The sequence below is a fragment of the Paraburkholderia humisilvae genome (assembly GCF_902859855.1).
Taxonomy (GTDB): Bacteria; Pseudomonadota; Gammaproteobacteria; order Burkholderiales; family Burkholderiaceae; genus Paraburkholderia; species Paraburkholderia humisilvae.
In genome coordinates, this window is sequence record NZ_CADIKH010000036.1 from 42,656 (window position 1) to 64,090 (window position 21,435).

Below are 21,435 nucleotides of genomic sequence, written 5' to 3' on the forward strand. Positions count from 1 at the left end.
GCGGCAGGCGCGCCCACATCGCGGCCGGCCGCTTCGCTCATTCCACCACGCAATCTCTAGTCATCCGGCAACGCCGCCGGTAACAGCAACATCGCCGAAAACCCCGGCACCCCTGGCGTCATCCAGCGCCGCGCCCGCCCGTGCCCGAATGACTGCACCTTGTCCGCCTGCGCCAGCGACTCGAGCGCCCGCTGCACGGTGCGCTGGCTCGCGCCCAGCGCGAGCGCGAGCGCGGAGCTCGACCACGCTTCGCCATCCGACAGCAACGCAAGCATCGCCGCATGTTCGCCTTCCACGGGCTGCGCCAGCACGAAGACCTCGCGCGGCCCGCGTGGCACCAGCACAAACCCGCGCCCGGTCGCGTTCACGCCGGCGAGCGTTCGCAGCATCGAACGCAATCGGCCAAGCTCGACGCGCAGCCGCGCGCGGTGCGTGTCGTCGGCGTGTTTCGTGCGGAATGCGCGCGCAATCAGCGTGTCGCGCGGCACGTCGGCCGGCCACGCCTCGGCGAGCGCGCGTGCCAGCGTCAACAACACCGGACGCCGCGCGAGCGACACCACCGTATGCGCGTCGCGCACCACGTAGCGGCATGCGTCGACGACCAGCGCCGACGATTCCAGCAGCGCTTGCACGTCATCGAGCAACAACAGCCGTTCCTTGCCTTGCGCAATGCGCCGTGCCGCGGGCGCGTTCAGCAGCCGCGCCGCGCTTTCGACCTCCGCGCTCAGCGCGGCAATGCCCGCCTCACGGGCGGCGCGTTCCGCGCGGGCCAGCGCCGCGCGCGCGGGCTGACTCTGCAGCCGCCGCATCGCGATACCGGCGACCACCAGTTCGTGCGCGGCGCTCAGTGCCGGCGGCAGCGGCGTCGGGTCGAGCCCGGCGAGCGAGCGCTCCGCATCGTCGAGGCGCCCGATCAGCAGCAGCCGTCGCACCGCGAGATAGTGCGCGTGCGCGGCATTCACGCGGTCCCCGTGCGCTTCGAGCGTGACGCGTGCCGCATCGAGCGCCTTCGCGGGCCAGCCGAGATCGCGCGATGCGAGCGCAATCTCCGCCTCCGCGACCACGCAGCGTGCGCGTGCGACCGCTTCTTTCGCGCCGAAAGCCCGTGCCGCGCTGCGCACCAGCACCTTCGCGCGAGCCAGCTCGCCGAGCTGGGCCATCGCGATGCCGCGCAGCGCCAGCGCGGGCGCGTCGTCGCGCAACGCGACGCGATTGAGCGCGCCGAGCGGATCGCCCGCGGCCAGCGCGCGCGCGGCGGACGTGATCAACGAATCCATCTATGCGAATCCCGACACACTTGTCACTCCCATCATTCGAGCCGTGCGGACTAATCTGGCTTCACGACAGCGGCAATACGCTGGTTCGGTTACCCGACATCTGACGAAGGATACCTAAAGGAGGGACGAAACATGACGACCCATTCGACTGGAACACGCGATCAGTGGCTTGCCGCGCGGCTCGAACTGCTCGATGCGGAGAAGGAACACACGCGGCGCGGCGACGAACTCGCTCAGCGCCGCCAGGCGCTGCCGTGGGTGCGCATCGACAAGACCTACCGGTTCGACACCGACGCGGGTCGCGTGACGCTGCCGGAACTCTTCGGCGGGCGCTCGCAGCTGATCGTCTACCACTTCATGTACGGGCCCGACTACAAGGCCGGCTGCCCGTCGTGCTCGGCCATTGCCGACGGATTCGACGGGATTGCGGTCCACCTTGCGCATCATGATGTGACACTGATGGCGGTATCGCGGGCGCCGCTTGCGAAACTGCACGGTTACAGGCAGAGGATGGGCTGGTCATTCCCGTGGGCCTCGTCGCTCGACAGCGACTTCAATTTCGACTTCAACGTGTCCTTTACCGAGCAGCAGCAGCGCGAAGGAACAGTCGAATACAACTACGCACGCGGCGCCCACGCGATGGATATGACGCCAGCGCCGGCGCCCGTCGCGGAGTTCGCCGCGCGCTGCGGCACCGATGCCTTGACCTATGCGCAAGACCGGCCGGGCCTGAGCACGTTCGTGCTCGAAGCGGGTGCCGTCTATCACACGTACTCGACCTATGCGCGCGGACTGGATGGCGTATGGAGCATGTACCAGTGGCTCGACCGCGCGCCGCGCGGGCGCAACGAGGCGGGCGTCTGGTGGCGTCGGCATGACGAGTACGACCCGTCGTGGCAACCCGCAACGGCGCAGGGATGAATCATGAATGTTGTCCGCACAACCGATGCGCGGCCGCACCCGGTGCATAGATCGCGTCGCATGTCCGCGCCGGTTTCCCGGCGCGTGTTCTTCGGTCTTTCGGTGGTGCTGTTCGTGGCGAGCGCCGGGTTGACGGCGATCGTATGCCTGTCGATGTCGGCGGCCGGCGAAATGCCGATGCCCGGCGGCGGGTCGATGTCGATGGTGTGGTCGCGGATGTGCGGACAGACGTGGCCGCGTGCTGCCGCGTCGTTCGTCGGCATGTGGCTCGTGATGATGGTCGCGATGATGCTGCCGTCGCTCGCGCCGGTGCTGTGGCGCTATCACGAGATCATTGGCCGGCTGGGCAACGCGCGTGCCGGGCGGCTCACCGCTTGGGTCAGCGTCGGTTACTTCTTCGTCTGGGCGTTGCTGGGCGTCGCCGTGTTTCCGTCGGGCGCGGCGCTCGCCGCGCTCGACATGCAGTGGCCCGCGTTTGCGCGCAGCGTCGCTGCCGTACCCGGCGCGGTCGTGCTGCTTGCCGGCATGCTGCAGTTCAGTGCGTGGAAAGCGCAGCATCTCGCGTGCTGCCGCGACGCGTGGCGTCGCGCATCCCATTGCACATCGGGCTGCGTTGACGTGTTGCAGGCCAATGTGCGCGTGGCCTGGCGATCGGGCGTGCGCCAGGGTCTGCATTGTGTGTGCTGTTGCGCGGGCCCGACGGCCGTGCTGCTCGCCGTCGGGGTGATGGATCTGCGTGTGATGGCGGCTGTGACAATTGCCGTGACCGCTGAACGCGTTGCGGCGAACGGCGTGCATGTCGCACGCATGATCGGCGCGCTGGCGATCGGCGCCGGATTGCTGATGCTTGCACGCGCCGTCGTCACCGGAGCCGCAGCGGGATGATTCGTTACGGTCCTGAGCGCATGCGCGTCGCGTCGCTTTGCGTCAATACCGCCACCATCCAGGCCCCCACGGGCCCCAATCCCACGCCGCTTGCTCATTCATTTGCGCGGTCATCTGCTGCTCCCGCGCGAGGTCGGCCTGGAATTGCTGTCGCCGGTAGGTATCCCATGCCGTCTGGTCGCCGATGTAAAGACATCCGCATGCATAAGGGTCCGCGTACAGGAATACCACGCGCGAACCTTGCGTCTTCTGCACGACGCGATTGGGCGGCAGCGTTTGCAATTCCAGTCGGCGCTCGGGCGTATTGGCCGGCAGAATCGTGAAGCCCGCCGCGGCCAGCATGTCGTCCTTTTCGCTCGCGCGTTCCTGAGGCGACGCGCATGCCGCAAGCACGCCGCAACAGAAGAGCGCGATGGTCATCCTGACGGGGTTCAACATGATGTCCTCCGGGCGTCACATACCGCGTTACTGGACGTTGAAGCGGAACGACACGCGCTCATGCCCGTTGCCGGCCACGTTGACGGCACGATGCTGTTCATCGGTCCGATAGCGCGCGTAAACGGTATAGCTTCCCGGAGGCAGTTTCACCAGCATGTAGGGGCCGCGCGAATCGGCATGCATCACTTCGTTACCCTTCGAATCGGCGATTCGCACGTGCACGTCCGCGAGATAGTCGGCGGTCGGCCCGAAGAAGCCCATCGAAAGCGGCCACTGGCTTTCATCGTGACGCAACGCTTCCGCTTCGTCATGGCCGATGCCGCCCGACACGAAGCTGATGTCGCCCTGAGTCTCCACCGGCGGCAATCCGGGGCTTTGCGCGAACGCATGGCCCGATACGGTGAGCACGAGTGTTGCGACAAGCGCGGTGGCGGTCGAATAGCGAACAGTCTTCAGCCTCATGTTGCACTCCTTGAGATAGCACGTTCACGTCCGGCCGGCGCGGTGTAACGTCGATCGGCGTGCAGTGTCTCAGATCGTGATAGCTAACGTCTTCTGAATACGCACGAACTGTATTCCGACACCCCACCGCGTATTGCCCAAGCGGCCAAGCGTGTTCTGCTGGCGCGCGCAGCGCCAGTGGGAGCGGGCTGTGACACCTGCGATCGTGGCATTGCACCGTACCTCGAGTCGAACCTGCCAATCCGATTCGCATCGAGCGCTGTCGAAAGCGCGCGCTTCATTGATGATAGGAGATTGGTGCGGCGCGTTCCGCACCAATCCACGTCGAGCGTTCGACGGTGTCACGACGGCGATTTTGCCGCTGTCATAAAATCAAGGTCCGCCGCGCTTCCCCGTTCGACCTGCTCGCGCCGCTGTCATGATGCGGTGCATTACGGAGTCAGCCGATGAACACTGCAGTTGCAAACGATACGGTCAGCCACCGCGAAATCTGGCTGATCCGTCATGGCGAAACCGAGTGGAGCCTCAACGGCAAGCACACCGGGCGCACTGACATTCCGCTTACCGAACGCGGACGCGAACAGGCGCGCGCACTCGTGCCCTTGCTGGGCGCCGTGCACTTCGACGCGGTGTGGTCAAGCCCGCGTGCGCGCGCGCTCGACACATGCCGGCTCGCGGGACTCGGCGAGCGCGTCGAAGTGGAGCCCGAACTGCGCGAGTGGGACTACGGCATCTACGAAGGACGCACGACCCAGGAGATTCGCGACAGCGTGCCCGACTGGGCCGTCTGGCATTCGCCGATTCCGCAAGGAGAAAGCGCGGAGCAGGTCCAGGCCCGTGCGACGGCGCTGATCGAACGTTTGCTCGCGATGCCGGGACGCACCGCGCTCTTTTCGCATTCGCATTTCTTGCGGTCGCTGGCCGGATGCTGGGTCGCGAATGCCGTCAAATTCGGCGCGCATCTGTATCTCGACACCGCGTCAGTCAGCATTCTCGGATTCGAGCGCGATACCCGCGCGATACGGCAGTGGAACCGCTTGCCGTCTACGGCTGACTGACCCGCACGCGCTTCACTTCCCCGCTGTTGTTCCGCCGCTTCGCCGCACTTCGATTCGTCAGGCCACGTGACCGCATTCGCGGTGCGCGTGGTGTCGGCGCAAGCGCGTGTTCGATGCCGGCCGGCTCCGCTTTTCCAGCATAAATATGTCGCCCGATGTCATCGCGGCCCGTGGCGCCCGCGTGCGCGCGCGCTTGCGGCGGTGACATATGCCGACATAGTTTGTCGGTGGTTTTTCACCGCTGCGCTTAATAGAGTGCCTGCGTGGGACGCGACGGCGCGCATACAACGATTCAGCCAGCCGACGCGAGATTCCCGGCCCTGAACCTGTCGCTCTCTGATCATCATGGCTCACACGCTCAAGCTCACCTATATCGTCTCGCTGGTCTTCGTCAGCATTTCGCTTGTCGAAGCCTTCGTGCTGAACCGGCGAAGCCGCCGCCGCGGCGGCGAACCGTTCGACTGGAATGAAATGCGGCTGTCGCTGATCGACCTGGTCGGCCGCAAGCTGATCGACTTCGTGCCGCTGTCGCTGACCGCGCCGCTGTTCGCGTTCGCGTGGCGCCACCGTATTCACACGGTCGCGATGCACACGGTGCCGACGCTGATCGTCGTGTTTCTCGCGCAGGAGTTCTGCTACTACTGGTATCACCGCACCTCGCACCGGATGCGTCTGATGTGGGCGACGCACGCCGTGCATCATTCGCCGAACCAGTTGACGCTCGGCACCGCCTACCGGCTCGGCTGGACCACCAAGCTGTCCGGCAGTGCGTTGTTCTTCGCGCCGATGGTCTGGCTCGGCGTGCGTCCGGAGATCGTGATGATGACGCTGGCGATCAACCTCTGGTATCAGTTCTGGATTCACAACACGTGGACGCCGAAGCTCGGCTGGCTCGAATATGTGATCAATACGCCGTCCGCGCACCGCGTGCATCATGCATCGAACCTCGACTATCTCGATGCGAACTACGGTGGCACGCTGATCCTCTTCGACCGGTTGTTCGGCACCTACGTCGCCGAGCGCAGCGATCTGCCGTGCCGTTATGGCCTCGTCACGCCGACCCGCACACGCAATCCGTTGGTCGTCGAATTCGAGCATTGGGTGACGCTGGTGCGCGACGTCGTGCACGCGAAGAGCGCGCGGATTGCGCTGAACCATATCTTCCGTCCGCCGGGCTGGCTGCCCGACGGCAAAGGCGAGACCACCGAGGACATGCGGCGCCGCGCGGCCGCACAGGATGCGGTCGAGAGACGCGCCCGGGCGCTGGTGCGCGCCACGGAGATCCTATGGATGGCTGCCGCCGGACATACTCTGGAACACCCCATCGCGGCGAATCCACGCATGGACCAGCGCGGCGCCGAGATGACCGAGAATCAGCAGGAAGAACGCGTAGCCGAGCAGTCCGTGCAAGCGCCGCAACTGACCATAGACGACGATGTCGTGCGTCAGGATCGGCGGCAACACGAACCCCTTCCACATGGTGACCGGATAGCCGCCCGCGGACTGCATCGCCCAGCCGATCAGCGGCATTGCGATCATCAGCGCATAGAGCACGTAGTGTGACGCTTTCGCCGCGACCGCCTGAATCCCCGGCAGGTCAGCGGGCAGGGGCGGCGGGCGATGCGTGATCCGTATCGCGAAGCGGATCAGCGCAAGGATCAGGATCGCGATGCCAATCGGCCGGTGCCACGCGAGCAGTATCGGGTAGCGCACGCTCACGGTCGATACCATGCCGACGCCGATATACAGCATCGCGAGAATCAGCAGCGCCATCAGCCAATGCAGAATGCGCGCCGGCAAGACGAAGTGTTCGTGCGACGTAGTGTGCGGCGCGTTCATTGAGATTCTCCGTTGTGCTGCAGTTCGATCGTGATCGCATCGGGACGCGGGCCTTCCGCCGCGCGCCGCTGGAAAGACACCGAATAAGCCGCTGAGCGCGCCGGCAGCAGCGGGTCCTCGGAGCGGGCCACGCCTCGCGGCAGAATCAGCGGGTCGTAGTTGTAGTCGCGGCAGTGACCGTCTTCTTCGGTCGCGATCTGATCGAACACAAGCGTGCCCGCATCGATGCGCTGATGGTCGGGACTCCATTCGACAGTCGCGTTGTTGGTCACGTCGCCCTCATTGGCCGGCACGAGGATCATGTGCCACTTCACCGGACCATCGTGAATGCGCTGCAGCAAATCGTTGAACAGGAAGTTCGGCCCCAGCGCGGCTGCCTTGCTCTTGTCGAGCGCCATAAACGGCTGCTCCGGCTCAAACTGCCAGCGCACGTAACGCACCGTGCCGGTCGCGTCGGTGAAGCGGAACGCATTGATGCTGTGGTACGTGCCGTTTGCGAAGCTGGACGGCATCGGCGTTTTGGCCAGGTAATCGAGGAAACGCTGGGTCTCCGGGTGCGTCGACAAAAACGCTTTCATCTTGTCCGGATCAGGCTGGTGCGTCGCCGGGTCCGGCTTCGATGCAATCTGTAGCGCGATAAAGTCCGCCGGGTTCGACACGATGAAAATCGGTGTCTGGTCGAGCGCCATCCGCCATTCGTCGCCGTCGGGCAACTGGAAGCGCATACCGAGCCCGTGGAAAATCTGATCGGCGTCGTTGCTGTCCGGCATCGAACTGCCCGTATTGAAGCGGCCGATCACGGGCACGGAGCCTGTTGTGAACAATGCCGCGCGCGACAGCGCCGTACCCGCGCCGTTTGAATCGAAGTGACCGCTTACGCAAATACCCTTCGAATGCGCACGCCGGAAGCCCGGATGGATCGTTCCGGCGTTGTATTGAAGGATGTTGACGAGTGTCGAGCCGCTGATACGGTTCGGCGTGAACCAGCCGCCGGCCCATGCGAACAGCAGCAACAGCACGAGAACAATCAGCGCAATGGCCGCGAGCGCGGGCAACGGGTTGCGTGAAGGACCGGGAGACGTCATCGGGCGACCTCCGTGAGGCGGACGGGTGGGGGCGGGCAGAAGAGCCCGGCGCTAGCGTGTCACGAAGGGCGCCACGCCGGATTGCGTGTGAGTATGCTGCCCTAAAATTTTTAGCATGTTCGAGTTAGCACGGCCAATTTTCTTTTTGTGGGGGAACGTGTTTGTGCAGATGCGCATCGGCGCCGGCTCCCCGAATGAGCCGGCGCCCGCGTCCAAACGGCCGGGCGCCGGTCTATTCTGTTTTCGGTGCGCGCCCCATCGCGGGATAAGGTGGGCCGGGCGCGTACCTGGCGTGTGCCTGGTGCGTACCCGTTTGCAGCCGGCGGCTACGCGTAGCCGCCGTTGACGCGGATGATTTGTGCGTTCACCCACGCGCCGTCCGGACCCGCGAGGAACGACACCGCGGAGGCGATTTCGTCGGGTGTGCCGATCCGTTCGAGCGGCGCGAGCTTCGCGAGGTGGGTGATCTGCTCGTCGGCCTTGCCGCTCAGGAAGAGCTCGGTGCCCACCGGTCCGGGCGCGATCGCATTGACGGTGATCGCGCGCCCGCGCAGTTCGTTGGCGAGCACCGGCACCATCGCTTCGACGGCGGCCTTGCTGGCGATATACGGACCGTAGCCGCGAAACGACTTCGCGATCACGCTCGAGGACAGCACGATGATCCGTCCGCCGTCGTTCAACTGGGCGGCCGCTTGTGACATCACGATGAACGCGCCGCGCAGGTTGGTTGTGATGGTTTTGTCGAAGGTTTTGATGAGATCGACGTCCATCTTCGCCATCGGCATGATGCCGGCGCTATTCACCACGACGTCGAAGCGGCCGAATGCGTGGGCCGTCTCGACGAACAGGCGCTTGACGTCCCGCGGCTCGCTGACGTCGCCCTGGATGGCGATCGCGTTGCCGCCGACCGCTTTGATCGCGCTCACCGTTTCGACGGCTCTGGCCGCGTTGCCGGCGTAATTGATCGCGACGGCGAAGCCGTCCGCCGCGAGGCGCATCGCGATCGCCTGGCCGATGCCGCGTGAGCCGCCGGTGACAATCGCGGCCTGCTGGTGGGTGTGCATGAGCTGCTCCTGGGATGTTATGGGCGCGGTGCCTGTGAGATAAGCATTGTCGTCATTTAACCAGCCGCGATAAATGGTGATAAATTGGGAATTCAATTCAATGGCACTCAATAATCGGACGGTAATCACCGGACAGAATTCCGAAAACGTGATAAATAGCGTGTCCGTAGCACCCTTCATTCAATTTGCCTGAATAAAGACGGCCATGGATCGACTCGATGCGTTGCAGTTGTTCACCCGGATCGTTGAAGTGCAAAGCTTCAGCCGGGCGGCGGACATGCTCGACATTCCGCGTGCGACGGCCACCTATGCGATCAAGGAACTCGAGGCGCGGCTGGGCACCCGGTTGCTCGAGCGGACCACGCGCCAGGTGCGGCCGACGCTCGATGGGCAGGCGTTCTATGAACGCTGCGTGCAGGTGCTCAGCGAACTGGACGATGCGGAAGCGTCGCTGCGCCATGTCGCGTCGAATCCGCGCGGCGTGCTGCGCGTCGATATGCATGGCACGCACGCGACACGCATCGTGTTAGCGCGAATCGATGAGTTTCGCCACCGCTATCCGAATGTCGAACTGGTCGTCAGCAGCGGCGACCGGCTGGTCGATCTGGTGCGCGAGGGCGTCGATTGCGTGATCCGCGCCGGCAATCCGCGCGATTCGAGCCTCGTCGCGCGGCGCCTCGCTTCGATGCCGCAGGTCATCTGTGCGAGCGGCGACTATCTGGCTCGGCATGGCACGCCGGAACATCCGGATGAACTCGCCGATCATCAGGCCGTGCGTTTCTTCGCAAGCGGCGCGGCGGCCGACTATCCGTTCGAACTCGTCGTCGACGGTGCGATTCGCGAGTACGCGGTCGGGGGCTGGATGTCGGTGAACGACGCGGAGAATAACGTCGTTTGCGCGCTGCGCGGCTGCGGGCTGATTCAGGTGCCGCGCTTTCACGTCGAGGACGAGTTGCGCGATGGGCGCCTCGTCGAAGTCCTCGCGCGATGGGCGAGCCCCGAGATGGTCGTGTCCGCGCTGTATCCGTACCGGCGGCAGTTATCGCCGCGCGTGCGCGTGTTCGTCGACTGGCTGTGCGAGCTCTATGAAGAGAGATTCGGCGCGCGTTGACAGCGAAGGGCGATGTGGTGTGAGACCAGGCAAGCCTCAGTTTGAGGTCGATCGCTGCGCCGCGTATCGCGTCTGTCGCGCATAGGCTTTATGCTTCCGGGTCTGCCAGATGAAGCGGCGCTGCCGAAACCGCTGTGCAGGTCACGACAGGATAACTACAGGGTAACCACAGGTCATACAAGGATGAGAAAGCCTATCGATGGACTGGCCGCGACGTTGATGGTTGTGTTGTGCGTCGCGTGGGGCTTGCAACAGGTCGCGATCAAGGCGGTTGTTGCTGACGTGTCGCCGGTTCTGCAAGCGGCGCTGCGCTCCGGTGCCGCGGCGCTGCTGGTGTGGCTCTTCAGTCACCTGGTCGCGCGTGAGCGGTGGCTGCCCGGTATCGCGCTGCGCTCGGGCCTCGTGGCGGGCATTCTGTTTGCACTCGAATTCCTGTTTATTGCTGAAGGTCTGCGCCGCACGAATGCATCGCATATGGCGGTGCTGATCTATACCGCGCCGATGTTCGCGGCGATCGGGCTGCATCTGCGGATTCCTGATGAAAGGCTCACGCTGCTGCAATGGATGGGCATTGGCCTCGCATTTTTCGGCGTTGCCGTGACCTTTCTCGCGCCCGCGATCGGTGGCGCCGATGCGAACCCGGTTTCTCCCGACTCGCTGCTCGGCGACCTGCTGGGTTTGTGCGCCGGAGCCGCGTGGGGATTGACGACGGTTGCGATCCGCGTGAGCCGCCTGAGCGAAGCGCCACCGTCGCAGACGCTGTTCTGTCAGCTCGCGGTCGCGTTTATTGCGCTGTTGCCGTTTTCGTTTGCGACAGGCGAGACCCATTTCCACGGAACGCCGCTTGCATGGGCGAGCCTCGCGTTCCAGGCCATCGTGATCTCGTTCGTGAGCTATCTCACCTGGTTCTGGCTATTGCGGCGCTACCTGGCGGCGAAGCTCGGCGTGCTGTCGTTCATGACGCCGCTGTTCGGCGTCGCGTTCGGCATTGTGCTGCTGCATGAGCGTGTGTCAATCGCGTTCGCGGTGGGCTCCGCGTTCGTGCTGACGGGGTTGCTGGTCGTCAACGGGCAAGGGTGGCTGCGTCAGGTTTTCGCGCGGGCTGCGCGCAGCGCGGGCACTTCCTGAACAATCAGGACGGGTTTTGCCGCATCAGTTGCCGCATCAGTTGCTGCATCAGTTGCTGCATCAAGCGCCGCGCCGGTTTCGCGTGCGCGTCACGTCGCCATCGATCACCGCATTCGGTGCGACGTACGCAGTCGGATGAATCTGTGGCATAGCGGCTCCTTCGAAGCGTGCCGTGAACGGGTTGGCCGGCAGGCGGCCAAACAGCATGATTCAGTCCTGCTTTCGAAGACATTTCATTGCCATCATACAAGCGGTGAGCATGCGGCGACTGGCATTGAGTCGGCTTGACAGGCACTGCAAACAGATCAACCATTGTCCGACAACACGATTCGCTGTTCGCAACCTGGACACCCTTGCACAACATGCATAGGGAGAACGATCAAGGAGACGCAATGCCGGCCCCCGCTAAAAGCGCCGATGCGATGACGCCTTATCAGCTTCCGAATCCACGCGAAGCACTACGCGAGATCGTTGTGAGTTCCGCCATTCCGCAGGATGAACGGCTGTGGGTGCCGCAAGCCGAAAACGTCTGGTTTCGTCCGCTGTGCCTGAACGTATCGTCCGGCTACTGGATGAACCTGCTGCGCGTGCGCAAATCCGGCGTGCTGAGCCGCCATCGTCATCCGCAGGCCGTGCACGGTTTTGTGCTTAAGGGCCGCTGGCTCTATCTCGAGCATGACTGGATCGCCAACGAAGGCAGCTATGTATTCGAGCCGCCCGGCGAAACCCATACGCTCTATGTGCCCGACGACGTCGACGAGATGATCACGTACTTTCAGGTGAACGGCGTGATGTACTACTGCGACCCGCATGGCAACTACACGGGCTACGAAGATGTGTTTACCAAGCTCGATATGTGCCGCGCACACTATCAGAAGGTCGGGCTCGGCGCGGAGTATGTCGACCAGTTCGTCAGGTGACCTGGCGTAACTTATCAATAAAGACCCGCAAAAAGAAGGGGGGAGACGCCCGATGCAACCGAAGACTCCACGTCTTAGGCGCATTCAATGGATTGCGCTGGCTTTTCTGACGCTTGCCGGTATTGTTAATTATCTCGATCGCAGCACGCTATCGATTGCCAATCATTCGGTTAGCACGGAGTTGGGGCTATCGGCTTCGCAAATGGGCCTGCTGCTGTCGGCGTTTTCATTTGCCTATGCGTTTTCGCAGTTGCCGGTCGGCGCGCTGCTCGACCGCTTCGGGGCGCGGCTGATGCTCGGTCTCGGCATGTTCGTCTGGTCCTGCGCGCAATTATGCGGCGGGTTCGTGCAGACGCTGCCGCAATTTCTCGCGGCGCGCATCGCGCTAGGCATCGGTGAGGCGCCGCAATTCCCGGCTGGCGCCAAAGTGGTCAGTGAATGGTACGCGCTGCGTGAGCGCGGCCGGCCCACGGGTATCTTCACGACCTCGTCGACAATCGGCCCCGCGCTCGCGCCGCCGATTCTCACCGTGCTGCTGCTCGTATCCGGCTGGCGCTGGATGTTTATCGTGATGGGTGTACTCGGCATCGCGGTCGCGATCGGCTGGTATCTGATCTATCGCAATCGCGCGGACCTCACGCTCGAACCGCACGAAGTGCGGCATCTGACCGAAGAGGAACCGCTCGCGCGCGCCGAGCGCAAGATGACCTTTGCCGAGTGGCGCGGCCTGTTCGGGCACGCAACCACGTGGGGCATGATCTTCGGCTTCATGGGTGTGATCTACATGGTGTGGCTGTATCTGACCTGGCTGCCCGCGTATCTCGAACATGAGCGGCATCTGAGCATCGCGAAGACCGGCTGGATCGTGTCGATTCCGTATCTGTTCGGCACGCTCGGCATGCTGTCGAGCGGATTTATCGCCGATGGGCTGATGGCACGCGGCATGGCGCGCATGCGCAGCCGCAAATGGCCGATCTGCAGCGGACTGATCGGCGCGGCGGTGTTCACCGTGCCTGCGGCGTATACACCGAACCTGACGCTCGCGATGATCTATCTTTCCGCGGCGATGTACTTCGTCAATCTCGCGAGCGGCGCCGCATGGGCGCTGGTCAGCGTCGCGGCGCCGCGGCATCTGGTGGCGTCGCTTGGCAGCATCCAGAACTTCGGCGGCTATTTCGGCGGGTCGTTCGCGCCGTTTATCACGGGTGTGGTCGTCGACCAGACGCATTCGTTCGTCAACGCGTTTCTGATCAGCGCGGGCGTATCGTTCGCGGCGGCGCTCGTCTATATGTTTGCCGTGCGTGTGCCGATTGCCGATACGGTCGAACCTGGCGCGGCCGCGCCAACCCGGATCACACAGCCATGACTGCATCATTTGCGATTACGTTTCGAGCGGATCTGTTTGCCGGTAAGACGGTGGTTGTGACCGGCGGCACACAGGGCATCGGCGCGGGCGTCGCGCGCGAGTTCGCGGCGCTCGGCGCGCGCGTGATCGCGGCTGCGCTTGCGCCCACCGACGAGCAGCGCAGCGCGCTTGCCGCGGACCGTATCGAAACGGCGGAACTGGACGTGTCGTCACGACAGAGCGTCGACGCGCTGTTCGGCGCATTGTCGTCGCTCGACGTGCTGGTGAATTGCGCGGGCGTGATTCGCCGCGGCGAAGAGCACGACCCCGACGTGTTCGCGCAGGTAGTCGATGTGAACCTCACCGGCACGATGCGCGCATGCGCTGCCGCCCGTGCGCTGCTAGGCGCCAGCGGCGGCGCGATCGTCAATACCGCTTCGATGCTGAGCTTTTTCGGCGGCGGTCTCGTGCCTGGCTATAGCGCGAGCAAAGGCGGGGTCGCGCAATTGACCCGGTCGCTGGCGATTGCGTATGCGCCGGAGCGCATCCGCGTGAACGCGGTCGCGCCCGGCTGGATCGCGACACCGCTCACGCAGGCGTTGCAGGATGACACCGGCCGCTCTCAGGCGATTCTCGATCGCACGCCTTTGAAGCGCTGGGGTACGCCGGCCGACATCGGGCCGGCGGTCGCGTTCTTATGCTCGCCGGGTGCGTCGTTTATCACCGGCACGGTGTTGCCGGTCGACGGCGGCTATCTTGCCGCGTGACATAGCCGATATCGCAGCCGCTGGTGGTGCTGCGTGACGCCGCCTGTGATGCGCCACGTTGAGCTGCGCGTGCAAGGATCGGCTTCCGATAGCCTGATGCGCAGTGGTTGCGTGCGCATCGAATGGCCTGCCGCGTCGCAGCAAGCGGCGCAAACACCCGGTCGTTAAGCTTCTCTTAATGTCTTGCCGGGTAGCTTGTCAAAACGTTTTGACGCATCGGAGGAAACGCCGGACCACTCGCGGGAGCCCCACACCATGAATCCGATGGACCAGATTATGGAAGGCGAAATTGCCCACCTGGAGCAAATCGTCCGGATGCTGACCGTTGCGGATCGCGTCGATATCAAATACTGGGAGCGTCGAATTGAAGCGTTGAAGGCGCGTGCTACCGCGCCGACGCATCTCGAGCGTCTTGAACAGATTGCTATTCGGATCACCCGGCTTCGCGATGGCTTGAACCCGGATGCCGGCGGATAGCTTCACGCTCAACCTCATGCGGACCGCGCGCCTACGCAGAGTCTGTCGATATCCACGGCGCCCCGCTTTTAGCGTTTATTTTTTTACGACGCCCGGATATTGCAATGTCATGCTGGGGTCACTGACGCCAGCCATCGTGTCGACTGAACCCACCCCCAAAGCGATGCATGACCCAGCACTCCGCGCCCATCCGTGATGCGTGGCGGACTTGCTCATGCTTCGTCTTCATCATTCGAGGCGATCCGACATGACGAAGAAGCCTGTCCCCGATGCATCCATTGCCGAAACCGCAGTGATCGAAGCGCCCGCTGGAACCGGCGCGACGGTGTCGCGCCGCAGCTTCCTTAAATTCGCCGGCGCGTCCGGCTTGGCGAGCGCAACCGGCGCATTGGCCGCCGGGGCTGCGCGCGCCGACGTGACCCACACGACGCCGCCGGATGGCTCGCCCGAGCAGATTCATTTGACGTGGGGCGACGATCCTACCAGCGAAGTGGTCGTGTCATGGGCGTCGCTGGCCGCGTCCGCGAATCCGCGCGTGCTGGTGGGCGCCGATCATGGACGCCGCGACACGGTGCACGCGGTACAGCGGACCTATACGGACGGGCTGACGGGTGTCGTCGTGTTCACGTACCACGCGCGCCTGAGCGGTCTGAAGCCGGCCACGACATACACCTACGAGGTCACGGCGGACAACGACAGCCATGCCGGTTCGCCGTTCAGTTCGAGCTTCACGACGGCGCCACGCGGCCGCGCGCCGTTCCGTTTCACCAGCTACGGCGATCTCGCGACGCCGAATACGGGCTGGGTGCTGTCGTCGCCGCAAAGCCGCTTTGCGGTCGACGCGGTCGAGCGCTTTCAGCCGTTGTTCCATCTGTTGAACGGCGATCTCTGCTATGCGAACCTGAACCCGGCGCATCAGACCGACGTGTGGCGTGACTTCGCGAATAACAACCAGACTTCGTCGACGAGACGGCCTTGGATGCCGTGCCCGGGCAATCACGAAATCGAGTTTTACAACGGTCCACAAGGGCTCGATTCGTATCTGACGCGCTATACGCTGCCTGATAACGGCTCACGCTTCTCAGGCCGTTGGTATAGCTTCCAGGTGAGCTCGGTGCTGTTTATCTCGCTGGATGCGGACGATGTCGTCTACCAGGACGCGGCGGCCTTCGTCGCGGGCCCGATGCCGCTCGTTCCCGCGGCAAGCACCGGCCACGCGCCGATCGCGCCGGGTTCGTCGTTCTATGTGCGCGGCTATAGCAACGGCGAGCAGACGCGCTGGCTCGAGCAAACACTGCGGCGTGCCGCCGACGATCGCGACATCGACTGGATTGTCGTGCAAATGCACCAGGATGCGTTGAGTTCGTCGAAGACCGGCAATGGGTCCGACAAGGGTATTCGCGAAGCGTGGCTGCCACTGTTCGACCAGTATGGCGTCGATCTGGTGGTCTGCGGACATGACCACGACTATGAGCGCAGCTATCCGGTGCGCGGCTGCAATCGTCACGCGGGCATCGATGCGAAGACCGGTGAAGCGGTTGATACGCTGCAGCCGCGTCCGGTGCCGCATACCCATGCCAATCCGGATGCGACGACGTTCGACACGAGCCACGGCACGATTCACCTGATCCTCGGCGGCGGCGGCACGAGTGCGCCGCTCGACGTGTATGGCGTTGATATGGGAAATGGCAATCCGCAGGCACAGGTGTTTACGAAGCCCAACCGCCCGGTGGCGGGCACCACGGCGGGGACGTTCGTGCGGCCTACCGCGGATGCGCTGGAAGATGCGATCTGGTCCGCGCAGCGCGACACAGGCACCGGCTACGGCATCGCGGTGTTCGACGTCGATCCCGGCGAGCACGGCGGCAAGACGACAATGACGATGAACTACTATCACGCGCCCGGTGCGGATCAAACGCCGAATCCGGACTACGAACTGTTCGAGACGGTTACGCTGGAGAAGCGGCGGCGGTAAGGGGGCGTGGCGCCGCGCCGGTTTCGTTTGCGAATGCCGGTGCGGCGACCGGTGCGGTTACGCTTTGATCAGCCCATTTAGTTGAACAGTTCCTATTTGAACGGTTCGATTATCTTTGTCTCCGGTTGCTCCGGAAATACGGAAGGTTCCATGCTTTTCAATGCCGCTGCTGAAATTGGCACCGGCCGTGGGAGGCTGGACAAATTGCGGCCCGATATAAAGCTGAGAACAAAAATACCAAAGTTCATGGGAATTGACGTCGCCCATGCAACTCACATCTCGATCATCTCCAGGGTTGGCAAGGGTGATTTCGCCTGAGTTTGGGGGGAGGTATCCATATATGTCGTCGCATGTGGTACTTTTGATTTGTATCGTATAGTAGAGACCTTGATATGTAGTATTAAATAAAATTGCTGTTGCGGTATGATTGTACGAATCGGTGATGTTCACACTGCGCGTGTAATCTGCGTTCGGCCAGTTGGTTTTCCCTAACAAAGCTTGGCCGTCGTTGCCCGGGTTGCAGTAGGATTCTATGGCGATGTTTGAATCGAGGTTAGGGAAATATCCTATTCGGACATATCCGCTTGATGGAGTGGGCGCGGCCTGGGCGTTGACCTGGGACAAAAACGAGAGATTGACTGTACACGTTTGCTGGAACATGCATTCTTGAGCCATTTTCTGCTCCGTGATGTTAAGCAATATTGCAGGATGGCATTGTTTTTTTACTTTTCTAAGCCACTTGTCATCGTTGATGAACGTATGCGTGGAATCTAGCAATTTCTCTGCAGTTCTTCAATGTTCCTGAACCAAAAAAATAAATGAACGAAGAATCGTTAAGGCGAATTACACGCACAGTGTGGAGTGTGAAATCGGGTATTCGTGTCGACTTAAATCTGGTCAGTTGGCAGGGCCGACTCGGCCAGTTCGCCCGTACCGAACGGCAGAGCGACCGACGCGAAAATATTCTGATTCAGGACGTGTAACGTAGGCGGGGCGTAAACGCAAACGTCCGGCCGGACGGCGACGAATGCAACGTCGACATCTCGCCGGACGCGTACCCCGACGGACTTTAAAACGCCGCCCGCTTAAACCAGCGTCAACGTCACATCGATATTGCCGCGGGTCGCATTCGAATACGGACACACCACGTGCGCCTTCTCGATCAGCGCCTGAGCCGCCGCGCGATCCATACCCGGCAGCGAGATCTTCATCTCGACCTCGATACCGAAGCCATTCGGAATCTGACCGATACCGACGCTGCTGTCGATTGACGCGTCCGCCGGCATCGAGATCTTGTCGCGCGCCGCGACGAACTTCATCGCTCCGATAAAGCACGCGCTGTAGCCGGCCGCGAACAGCTGCTCCGGGTTCGCGCCGTCTCCGCCCGCGCCGCCGAGCTCGCGCGGCGTAGTCAGCTTGAAATCGAGCTTGCTATCGGCCACGGTCGCACGGCCATCGCGGCCGCCGGTTGCATGAGCGTGAGCACGGTACAGCACTTTTTCGATCGACATGATGGAACTCCTGATGGCATTGGGTTAAATGAGCCTGCTTGCGGGCGGGTCGGTGGGCTACATCGCTGTAACCCGACGATTGGCCAAAGCCCGCTACAGCTTAAAGCTTTGCTCCGATCGACTATCAATCTACTAGAAGATAGACAACCGGCGCTGCAAAAGAGCGGCGAACCGCTCGACCTGCTACTACGTTACGTCAAACCTGCTTTGATACTTTCCACGACGTCTCGACTTCGTCGAGCCGCGCCTTTGTCTGAAACAAACGGCTCGCGAGCGCGCTGCCCTGATACGCAGCGAACAGCGTACGCGCCGCGTTCTCCGGCCTGCCGTTGACGGCGAGCGTGCGTTCCTTCACGCCTTGTGCGAGCACCTTCGCGAGCCAGCTTTCGTTGGCCTTGAAGAACGCCTGCACCGCGGCGCGGACCGTATCGGGCAGCGACCCGATGTCAGCAGCGAGCATGCCGCATAGACAGATCTGATCACCATCGCCTAACACACGGCCAAACAGCTTCGTGTACTTCGCCAGCTTCGCATCCGCAGGCAGCGACGCGTCAACCGAACCCAGCAGCGCGAATATCTGCTTGCTGTATTCGTTGACCGCTTCGAGCGCCAGGTCTTCCTTCGACGGGAAGTAGTAGTGGATGCTCGAAGTCTTCACGCCGACCAACTCGGACAGGTCGCGATAGCTGAACCCGTTGTAGCCGTGCAGCATCATCAGCGTGATTGCATGATCGAGAATCTGCTCGCGGACGGTTGCTGTCGTTTCCATGGTTCGTACTTTATCTACTCGTAGATAGATAGTCAAGCGGTTTTTTCACCTCGGCGATTACGCAGCGGCAAATGCTCGCGGGATGGGTAGCGGTAACGGGACTGAAGCCTCAATGAAGCAAGCTGATGCGCGCCGCGCGCGCCTCGGCTCGCTGTCTGTCGGCCGCGTCGCCCTCGAAGGCGGCCGTCGCGTCTGATGACTCATACGTGGCACTCGTCGCGCGAAACATCAACAGCATCAACACGTTGCGGGTCAGCATCGGTTCTTCGCAATGGTTGGCTGTCGTGCACCACTGTCGCAGCAGATCCAGTGCACGCAGATTTCCGTGCTGCGCGAGCATGTAGAGCGCATCGTCCAGCATCACGCCATTGTCCATTGAGATCGAGTTCCATGAGGTTGGATAGCGCATCGCCAGCTCGATAATCGCGCCGGCTTGACCCGCGCCGGCCGCACGCGCCAGCATCCTGTCCGCGTAACCGGGGTCGTGCAGGCGGCTATCGCCGCAACGGCTCGCTGCGTCACTCATCCCGCCGTGCCGGCAAGCTTCGGCCCATGCCGCTGTTTCAAATAGAGCTTCTGGATCTGTCCGGATCGCCAACGAATCGAACACGGGGATCTCCATCGCACGTTGGAGTGCGTCCGATAGCGTTACGCTTTGTGATGCCAACGCCGGCACCCAAGGCGTCACGCGCTTCGCCGCGAGCTGTGCCAGCACATCCACGGTTGCTGGCCGGAACGAAAGCGCGCTCGCCTGAATGGTCTGGTCCGAAGCTGCGGGCAGTGGGGGCGCGTCCGACGACGCCGTTTGCCGCGCGGATTGCGCGTGGTGCACGGGCAGCCACCACCCCATCAATAGCGATGTTAGCGCAATGACAATTGCACCAGTCAGTATGGCCACGACAAGCCATATAAAATCCATGGAACCATCTTTAGAAAAAAAGTTTGCATTCTTTTTTATCACATTATTCGCCTCTATAAAAACGGGAAGCCAATCAACAGGTCGCACTTGTAAATCGACGAGCCTTGCCTATACTGCCCGCAAACGATCTATACGTGCATTAAAGCAGAATTGTGATGGAATTGTAATTCGATAACATTCGTTAAAGAGAAAAACAGAACGAGCAATTCGTTATTGTTTTCAGACGTTTTTAAGAAGATATTCAAGCCTGGATAAACCCATTCTCTCATCGGTTGATCCGTGAAATGTTATTAAATAAAATTGATGAGGAATGCTTCGTATGTGATATTGCGCTGTGCCCTCACCACGGAGGTAACCATGAAATCACTTGCCGTCGCACTCTGCGTGTTGTTGTCCACAACGCTTCCTGCCGCGCACGCGCAAACCACGTTTCTTCTCGACTCCCAACTGGGCACGAACGACGCTGGCGCGCTGCTCGAGGTCGACGGATCGGGCAACCGGACCGTTGTGAGCGATTTCGGAAACTCGGCCCAAGGCCCTGTATCGGGCGGCAACCTGTTTGCCGTCAGCTCGGTACCAAACGGCCTGCTTGCGCTCTCTGGCTATACAGTCGTCGCGCTGGATTTTTCCAGCCGTGCGCTCTATGGCGTCAATCCGACGACCGGTATGCGCATGACGATCACTGACTTCACTAACTCGTCCCAAGGTCCGGTAGGCGTTGAGCCGGTTGCAGTGGTTGCGTCCAGCGGGCTGCTCGGGCTGGGCAACGAACTTTACGTGGCCGATAAGGCCGGCGGGACTAATAACCAGGGTGCGATTTTCCAGGTCGATCCGAAATCCGGGAATCGCACGCTGCTCAGCGATTTCGGCAACACGGCGCAAGGCGCGACAAGCGCGTTCCCGCAGTCGATTACGCTGTATCCGAACCTGCTCGGTTTGGGTTCGAAGCTGGTCGTGTTGGCCTACACCAGTCCTGACGCGACGGACTTCGCACTCTTTACCGTCGATGCGAACGGAAACCGCGCGTTGTTGAGTGATCTCGGCAATAGTGCGCAAGGCACGGTCGCGGTTGCGCCGCAACAGGTGTCGGTGTATCCCAATCTGCTTGGGGCGTTTGGTTCGATCTACTTGACCGACGGCCAGGGCGGGACCAACGGCAAAGGGTCGGTGCTCAGCGTGAATCCAGGCAACGGCAACCGGATCACGGCCAGCGACTTCGGCAATGCGGCCCAAGGGCCGACCGGCACGTCGCCGGGTGCGATCTGGGCGAATGCGAGTAGCGAACTGGTGCTGGACAACGAACGGCCGGCGGGCAATCCCTTCGGACCGTTCGTGGTAAAGCTGTTCACCGTCACGCCCTCTAGCGGCCAGCGCTCGATCACGAGTGATTGCAGCAACGCGGCGCAAGGCCCGTGCGGGCTGCCGGTGGGCGTGACGCAGGTGCCTTGACGCACCGCACCGGGCGCGCTCGTGCGCGACGACGT

The 21,435-nt window shown here is 62.4% G+C and carries 22 protein-coding genes and 1 pseudogene; 12 read left to right on the forward strand and 11 right to left on the reverse strand.

The genetic code is table 11. The features are described 5' to 3' along the window. Positions 1-56: 56 nt before the first annotated feature. Positions 57-1,277 (reverse strand): helix-turn-helix domain-containing protein, encoded by a 1,221-nt coding sequence (locus HV796_RS28700; protein WP_175230159.1) that lies wholly within the window; start codon positions 1,275-1,277, stop codon positions 57-59. Between the two features lie 132 nt (positions 1,278-1,409). On the opposite strand from HV796_RS28700, the gene HV796_RS28705 reads away from it, so the two are divergent. After that, positions 1,410-2,198 (forward strand): DUF899 domain-containing protein, encoded by a 789-nt coding sequence (locus tag HV796_RS28705; protein WP_175230162.1) that lies wholly within the window; start codon positions 1,410-1,412, stop codon positions 2,196-2,198. 3 nt (positions 2,199-2,201) lie between these two features. Further along, positions 2,202-3,083, forward strand: coding sequence for a DUF2182 domain-containing protein (locus tag HV796_RS28710; protein ID WP_175230165.1), 882 nt, complete (start codon positions 2,202-2,204; stop codon positions 3,081-3,083). A gap of 42 nt (positions 3,084-3,125) precedes the next feature. Here the strand turns inward: HV796_RS28710 and HV796_RS28715 are convergent, their stop codons facing one another. Further along, positions 3,126-3,521: a hypothetical protein gene (locus HV796_RS28715; protein WP_175230168.1), complete on the reverse strand. Its 396-nt coding sequence runs from the start codon at positions 3,519-3,521 to the stop codon at positions 3,126-3,128. Between the two features lie 27 nt (positions 3,522-3,548). After that, positions 3,549-3,983 carry a peptidase associated/transthyretin-like domain-containing protein gene (locus HV796_RS28720; protein WP_175230172.1) on the reverse strand — a complete coding sequence of 145 codons (435 nt, stop codon included), beginning with the start codon at positions 3,981-3,983 and terminating at the stop codon, positions 3,549-3,551. A gap of 446 nt (positions 3,984-4,429) precedes the next feature. On the opposite strand from HV796_RS28720, the gene HV796_RS28725 reads away from it, so the two are divergent. Both HV796_RS28725 and HV796_RS28730 read left to right on the forward strand, forming a co-directional pair. Next, positions 4,430-5,041: a histidine phosphatase family protein gene (locus HV796_RS28725; protein WP_175230175.1), complete on the forward strand. Its 612-nt coding sequence runs from the start codon at positions 4,430-4,432 to the stop codon at positions 5,039-5,041. Between the two features lie 345 nt (positions 5,042-5,386). Continuing rightward, positions 5,387-6,268 (forward strand): annotated as a pseudogene (locus HV796_RS28730) (sterol desaturase family protein); the annotation flags it as partial. A 57-nt stretch (positions 6,269-6,325) separates the two neighbouring features. On the opposite strand, the gene HV796_RS28735 reads toward HV796_RS28730, so the two are convergent. The 3 genes from HV796_RS28735 to HV796_RS28745 form a co-directional block, all read right to left on the reverse strand. Further along, entirely contained in the window at positions 6,326-6,880 is a 555-nt protein-coding gene (locus HV796_RS28735) for a cytochrome b (RefSeq protein ID WP_175230178.1), read from the reverse strand. Beyond that, entirely contained in the window at positions 6,877-7,965 is a 1,089-nt protein-coding gene (locus HV796_RS28740; protein WP_175230181.1) for a catalase family peroxidase, read from the reverse strand. The genes HV796_RS28735 and HV796_RS28740 overlap by 4 nt, the downstream gene beginning before the upstream one ends. Positions 7,966-8,291: 326 nt before the next feature. After that, positions 8,292-9,029 carry an SDR family oxidoreductase gene (locus HV796_RS28745; protein WP_175230184.1) on the reverse strand — a complete coding sequence of 246 codons (738 nt, stop codon included), beginning with the start codon at positions 9,027-9,029 and terminating at the stop codon, positions 8,292-8,294. A 205-nt stretch (positions 9,030-9,234) separates the two neighbouring features. On the opposite strand from HV796_RS28745, the gene HV796_RS28750 reads away from it, so the two are divergent. Together HV796_RS28750 and HV796_RS28755 are read left to right on the forward strand one after the other, a co-directional pair. Next, positions 9,235-10,140: a LysR family transcriptional regulator gene (locus HV796_RS28750; RefSeq protein ID WP_175230187.1), complete on the forward strand. Its 906-nt coding sequence runs from the start codon at positions 9,235-9,237 to the stop codon at positions 10,138-10,140. A 183-nt stretch (positions 10,141-10,323) separates the two neighbouring features. Then, positions 10,324-11,268, forward strand: a complete 945-nt coding sequence (locus HV796_RS28755; RefSeq protein ID WP_175230190.1) for a DMT family transporter — start codon at positions 10,324-10,326, stop codon at positions 11,266-11,268. Between the two features lie 60 nt (positions 11,269-11,328). Here HV796_RS28755 and HV796_RS28760 read toward each other — a convergent pair whose 3' ends face one another. Beyond that, positions 11,329-11,475, reverse strand: coding sequence for a hypothetical protein (locus HV796_RS28760; RefSeq protein ID WP_175230192.1), 147 nt, complete (start codon positions 11,473-11,475; stop codon positions 11,329-11,331). Positions 11,476-11,660: 185 nt separating this feature from the next. Between HV796_RS28760 and HV796_RS28765 the strand changes: the two genes are divergently transcribed. The 5 genes from HV796_RS28765 to HV796_RS28785 all read left to right on the forward strand — a co-directional run bounded on the left by HV796_RS28765 (position 11,661) and on the right by HV796_RS28785 (position 16,752). Further along, positions 11,661-12,188: a 2,4'-dihydroxyacetophenone dioxygenase family protein gene (locus tag HV796_RS28765; protein WP_175230195.1), complete on the forward strand. Its 528-nt coding sequence runs from the start codon at positions 11,661-11,663 to the stop codon at positions 12,186-12,188. A 52-nt stretch (positions 12,189-12,240) separates the two neighbouring features. Next, on the forward strand, positions 12,241-13,554 hold the full coding sequence (locus HV796_RS28770; protein WP_175230198.1) for an MFS transporter: 1,314 nt from the start codon (positions 12,241-12,243) through the stop codon (positions 13,552-13,554). Positions 13,555-13,568: 14 nt separating this feature from the next. Further along, positions 13,569-14,300: an SDR family NAD(P)-dependent oxidoreductase gene (locus HV796_RS28775; protein ID WP_175230251.1), complete on the forward strand. Its 732-nt coding sequence runs from the start codon at positions 13,569-13,571 to the stop codon at positions 14,298-14,300. A gap of 255 nt (positions 14,301-14,555) precedes the next feature. Next, on the forward strand, positions 14,556-14,777 hold the full coding sequence (locus HV796_RS28780) for a hypothetical protein (protein ID WP_175230202.1): 222 nt from the start codon (positions 14,556-14,558) through the stop codon (positions 14,775-14,777). Between the two features lie 247 nt (positions 14,778-15,024). Next, positions 15,025-16,752 carry a purple acid phosphatase family protein gene (locus tag HV796_RS28785; protein WP_175230205.1) on the forward strand — a complete coding sequence of 576 codons (1,728 nt, stop codon included), beginning with the start codon at positions 15,025-15,027 and terminating at the stop codon, positions 16,750-16,752. Positions 16,753-16,809: 57 nt separating this feature from the next. On the opposite strand, the gene HV796_RS28790 is transcribed toward HV796_RS28785, so the two are convergent. The 4 genes from HV796_RS28790 to HV796_RS28805 form a co-directional block, all read right to left on the reverse strand. Beyond that, positions 16,810-17,529, reverse strand: coding sequence for a hypothetical protein (locus HV796_RS28790; protein WP_175230209.1), 720 nt, complete (start codon positions 17,527-17,529; stop codon positions 16,810-16,812). A 308-nt stretch (positions 17,530-17,837) separates the two neighbouring features. Continuing rightward, positions 17,838-18,263 (reverse strand): organic hydroperoxide resistance protein, encoded by a 426-nt coding sequence (locus tag HV796_RS28795; protein WP_175230211.1) that lies wholly within the window; start codon positions 18,261-18,263, stop codon positions 17,838-17,840. A 196-nt stretch (positions 18,264-18,459) separates the two neighbouring features. Next, entirely contained in the window at positions 18,460-19,032 is a 573-nt protein-coding gene (locus tag HV796_RS28800; protein WP_175230213.1) for a TetR/AcrR family transcriptional regulator, read from the reverse strand. A gap of 109 nt (positions 19,033-19,141) precedes the next feature. Continuing rightward, positions 19,142-19,951, reverse strand: a complete 810-nt coding sequence (locus tag HV796_RS28805; RefSeq protein WP_175230216.1) for a hypothetical protein — start codon at positions 19,949-19,951, stop codon at positions 19,142-19,144. A 357-nt stretch (positions 19,952-20,308) separates the two neighbouring features. Here HV796_RS28805 and HV796_RS28810 point away from each other — a divergent pair, with 357 nt between their 5' ends. Continuing rightward, positions 20,309-21,400 (forward strand): hypothetical protein, encoded by a 1,092-nt coding sequence (locus HV796_RS28810; protein WP_175230218.1) that lies wholly within the window; start codon positions 20,309-20,311, stop codon positions 21,398-21,400. Positions 21,401-21,435: the final 35 nt, after the last annotated feature.

Coding starts and splice junctions, on each gene's coding strand:
- HV796_RS28700 (WP_175230159.1), bottom strand. CDS start 1,277: ATGGATTCGTTGATCACGTCCGCCGCGCGCGCGCTGGCCGCGGGCGAT.
- HV796_RS28705 (WP_175230162.1), top strand. CDS start 1,410: ATGACGACCCATTCGACTGGAACACGCGATCAGTGGCTTGCCGCGCGG.
- HV796_RS28710 (WP_175230165.1), top strand. CDS start 2,202: ATGAATGTTGTCCGCACAACCGATGCGCGGCCGCACCCGGTGCATAGA.
- HV796_RS28715 (WP_175230168.1), bottom strand. CDS start 3,521: ATGTTGAACCCCGTCAGGATGACCATCGCGCTCTTCTGTTGCGGCGTG.
- HV796_RS28720 (WP_175230172.1), bottom strand. CDS start 3,983: ATGAGGCTGAAGACTGTTCGCTATTCGACCGCCACCGCGCTTGTCGCA.
- HV796_RS28725 (WP_175230175.1), top strand. CDS start 4,430: ATGAACACTGCAGTTGCAAACGATACGGTCAGCCACCGCGAAATCTGG.
- HV796_RS28735 (WP_175230178.1), bottom strand. CDS start 6,880: ATGAACGCGCCGCACACTACGTCGCACGAACACTTCGTCTTGCCGGCG.
- HV796_RS28740 (WP_175230181.1), bottom strand. CDS start 7,965: ATGACGTCTCCCGGTCCTTCACGCAACCCGTTGCCCGCGCTCGCGGCC.
- HV796_RS28745 (WP_175230184.1), bottom strand. CDS start 9,029: ATGCACACCCACCAGCAGGCCGCGATTGTCACCGGCGGCTCACGCGGC.
- HV796_RS28750 (WP_175230187.1), top strand. CDS start 9,235: ATGGATCGACTCGATGCGTTGCAGTTGTTCACCCGGATCGTTGAAGTG.
- HV796_RS28755 (WP_175230190.1), top strand. CDS start 10,324: ATGAGAAAGCCTATCGATGGACTGGCCGCGACGTTGATGGTTGTGTTG.
- HV796_RS28760 (WP_175230192.1), bottom strand. CDS start 11,475: ATGCTGTTTGGCCGCCTGCCGGCCAACCCGTTCACGGCACGCTTCGAA.
- HV796_RS28765 (WP_175230195.1), top strand. CDS start 11,661: ATGCCGGCCCCCGCTAAAAGCGCCGATGCGATGACGCCTTATCAGCTT.
- HV796_RS28770 (WP_175230198.1), top strand. CDS start 12,241: ATGCAACCGAAGACTCCACGTCTTAGGCGCATTCAATGGATTGCGCTG.
- HV796_RS28780 (WP_175230202.1), top strand. CDS start 14,556: ATGAATCCGATGGACCAGATTATGGAAGGCGAAATTGCCCACCTGGAG.
- HV796_RS28785 (WP_175230205.1), top strand. CDS start 15,025: ATGACGAAGAAGCCTGTCCCCGATGCATCCATTGCCGAAACCGCAGTG.
- HV796_RS28795 (WP_175230211.1), bottom strand. CDS start 18,263: ATGTCGATCGAAAAAGTGCTGTACCGTGCTCACGCTCATGCAACCGGC.
- HV796_RS28800 (WP_175230213.1), bottom strand. CDS start 19,032: ATGGAAACGACAGCAACCGTCCGCGAGCAGATTCTCGATCATGCAATC.
- HV796_RS28805 (WP_175230216.1), bottom strand. CDS start 19,951: ATGGATTTTATATGGCTTGTCGTGGCCATACTGACTGGTGCAATTGTC.
- HV796_RS28810 (WP_175230218.1), top strand. CDS start 20,309: ATGAAATCACTTGCCGTCGCACTCTGCGTGTTGTTGTCCACAACGCTT.